2 protein-coding genes are annotated in these 3,066 nt (G+C 59.3%); one reads left to right on the forward strand and one right to left on the reverse strand.

What is annotated here, in order from left to right; translation table 11 throughout:
- Positions 1-891: chorismate-binding protein (locus V7680_RS11865; RefSeq protein ID WP_335653488.1), on the reverse strand; the 891-nt coding region annotated here is incomplete at its 3' end.
- Positions 892-962: 71 nt separating this feature from the next.
- Here V7680_RS11865 and V7680_RS11870 point away from each other — a divergent pair.
- Complete coding sequence (locus V7680_RS11870; RefSeq protein ID WP_335653489.1) at positions 963-2,906, forward strand: S9 family peptidase; 1,944 nt, start codon at positions 963-965, stop codon at positions 2,904-2,906.
- The last annotated feature ends 160 nt before the right edge of the window (positions 2,907-3,066 follow it).

The raw sequence follows: 3,066 nt of genomic DNA on the forward strand, positions 1-3,066 counted from the left end.
GCAGGGGAAAATCTGCCGGATGACATCGACCGCGTCGAGCCCGTCCTGCAATTGTGCGGTGACGGTCGAGGTCATCTGGTGGATGGTCGGATAGGTCTCGATCTGGAACAGCTGCGGCACATGCACGCTGCCCTGCTCCGCCACCCGCGACAGGTCGTTGCGCAGCAGGTCGACGATCATCAGATTTTCCGCCCGCTGTTTCGGGTCGGCGAGCAATTGCGACTGCACTTTTGCGTCCGCTTCGGGATCGGCAACCCTTGCGGCGGTGCCCTTCATCGGCTTGGCGGTGATCCGGCCGTCTTTCAGTGCGAAGAATAGCTCCGGCGAGAAGGACAGCATCCAGTTTTGGCCGTCGAAGACTACGCCGCCATAGCCGGCCTGCGCACGGTCGCGGATTGCGGCATATAGCGCCAGCGGATGACCGGCATAGCCCGCCGCCGCGCGAAAAGTGAGATTGGCCTGATAGATATCTCCGGCCCGAATATAGTCCTGAACGGCACGAAAGGACTCATTATAGGCGTCGCGGGACACGAAAGGGACAAATTTGCCCAGCCAGGCACCATTGCGGTCGGGCAGATGCTCGGCCAGCGCATGGGGATCTAACTCCTTGTAATCCTTAAATATTCCAAACCACGCCAAAGGCGTCGGCATGTCTGCAGGAAACCGGTCGCGCAATCGCGGTTCGAGCGCCAGCCCCGCTTCATAAGAAAGAAAGCCAGCGACATGCTTGCCCTCCGACCGGGCCAGCGAGAGCGACTCAAAACATGCTTCCAATTCTTCCATTTTGTCCGCCCGGATCACCGCCACCGGGTCCCGGTAAAGCCGCGCTGGCGCGGCACCGGAGGCTCTGGCATCATCAAGCAGGACAAAGGGAGATTTTCCATCGAACATCAGCCACCCCTAATTGCTTTTCACACCATTCGTCCATAAGCTTGACGAAAGAAACATCGGGAGCGTCTCATATGCGGTTTGCGTTAGCTTGGCAGATTGCCGTTATATTTTCGGTATTTACCGGCGGTGCAGCAGCGGCAGAAGCGAATGACATAGCCCCTCGCCCGGCCGCTCTGGTCGCCGATCAGGTCCCCGATATCCCGCAGGCAATCGTCGACCAGACCCGCCCCTATATGGAATATCGCACCGCCAGTTTCGTCGACTGGGACCCCGGGACCAAAGCTATGCTGATCGCCACCCGCTTCGCCGAAACCCGCCAGCTGCACCGCGTTGCGGCGCCAATGGCACAACGCGAGCAACTGACCTTCGCCAGCGAGCCGGTCAGCAGCGCCCGCTACGCCCCCGACGGATCGTCGCTGCTGTTTCAGAAAGACAGCGGCGGCAACGAGGTCCACCAGATCTTCGCGCTCGATGACGGGCAACCGAAATTGCTCACCGACGGCAAGAGCCGCAACAGCCTCGGCCCGTGGTCGAGCAGCGGGAAACTGCTGGCCTTCGGCTCGAACAAGCGCACAGGCCTGTATAACGACATCTATCTGATGAACCCAGCGCGGCCGGACAGCGCGCGGATGCTGGTTGCCTCGACCGGAGGCGGCTGGTTCCCCATCGATTTCTCGCCCGATGACAAGCAGTTGCTGGTGTTCAACTATGTTTCGGTTACCGACAATCAACTCTATCTGATCGACATCGCCAAGGGCGTCTCCCGCAAGCTGACCGACAGCAGCAATCCGGTCGCTTATGAGGGCCTGCAATTTGCCCCCGACGGCAGGCTTTGGGCCGCATCGGACGATGGCAGCGACGTTAAACGGCTGGGCATCGTCAATCTGGAAACCTCGTTGTTTGAACCGGTGGTCGACGAGAAGATCTGGGACATTACCGATTTCGATATCAGCCCGGACGGCCGCTGGATCGCCTTCGAAGTCAATCAGGCCGGCCGCTCTGTGCTCAAATTCTATGATATGAAAAGCGGCCAGGTCCGCGCCGCAGACGGGCTTCCGGCCGGTGTGATCAGCGGCGCCAAATTCGCGCCCTGGGGCGAGCTTGGCCTGACGCTGAACAGCAACCAGACCGGAACCGATGCCTATAGTATCAATCCCGAGACGCTGGCCATCACCCGCTGGACCAGGAGCGAGACCGGCGGGCTGGACGCCGCGAAAAATGTCGCACCGGAACTGGTCGAGATCGAGAGCTTCGACGGCGAGAAAATGTCGGGATTTCTCTATCGACCGGACCCCGCCCGGCATAAAGGCAGGCGGCCGCTGATCATCAATATCCATGGCGGGCCGGAAGGTCAGGCAACACCGCGTTTTCTGGGGCGCGACAATCATCTGATCAACGAACTGGGCATCGCGATATTCTATCCCAATGTCCGCGGCTCAACCGGCTTTGGCAAAAGATTCGTTTCGCTCGACAACGGCCCTTGGCGGCGCGAGAATAGCGTGTTAGACGTCGGCGAATTTCTCGACCATTTGCGCAAGGACAAGCGGATCGACCGCAAGCGGATCGCGGTGACGGGAGGCAGCTATGGCGGCTATATGACCCTGGCTTCGATGCTCCGCTATGGCAGCAAACTAAAAGCGGGGCTGGAAGTGGTCGGCATCTCGAGTTTCGTCACTTTTCTGGAGAATACAGAGGCCTATCGCCGCGATCTGAGACGGGTGGAATATGGCGACGAACGTATCCCCGAGCAACGCGCCAAGCTCGAAGAAATCAGCCCGCTGCTCCGCGCCAACGAGATCAAGATCCCGCTGATGGTTGTCACCGGCGCCAATGATCCCCGCGTCCCGGCAAGCGAAGCCGATCAGGTCATCGCCGCCGTCCGCGCCAACGGTCGCCCCGCCTGGCATCTGCTGGCCGAAAATGAAGGCCACGGCTTCCGCAAAAAGGCCAATGGCGATTATCAATTCTGGGCGAGTCTGATATTCTGGAAGAAATACTTGCTGGAGGAGAAATAGGGCGGTTGGTGCGCACCGATCGTCCCACCGATCATGATATCGAAACCTGTCCTGAAAATCCTGTTGCTCTACGCCGTGCTACTTGCCGCAGCCGCTTTCGCGCTGGAATGGCTGCAATATCAATATTTCAGCAAGACCTATTCGGTTGAAATCTATGTTA

Source organism: Parasphingorhabdus sp., from assembly GCF_036963705.1.
Classification (GTDB): Bacteria; Pseudomonadota; Alphaproteobacteria; order Sphingomonadales; family Sphingomonadaceae; genus Parasphingorhabdus.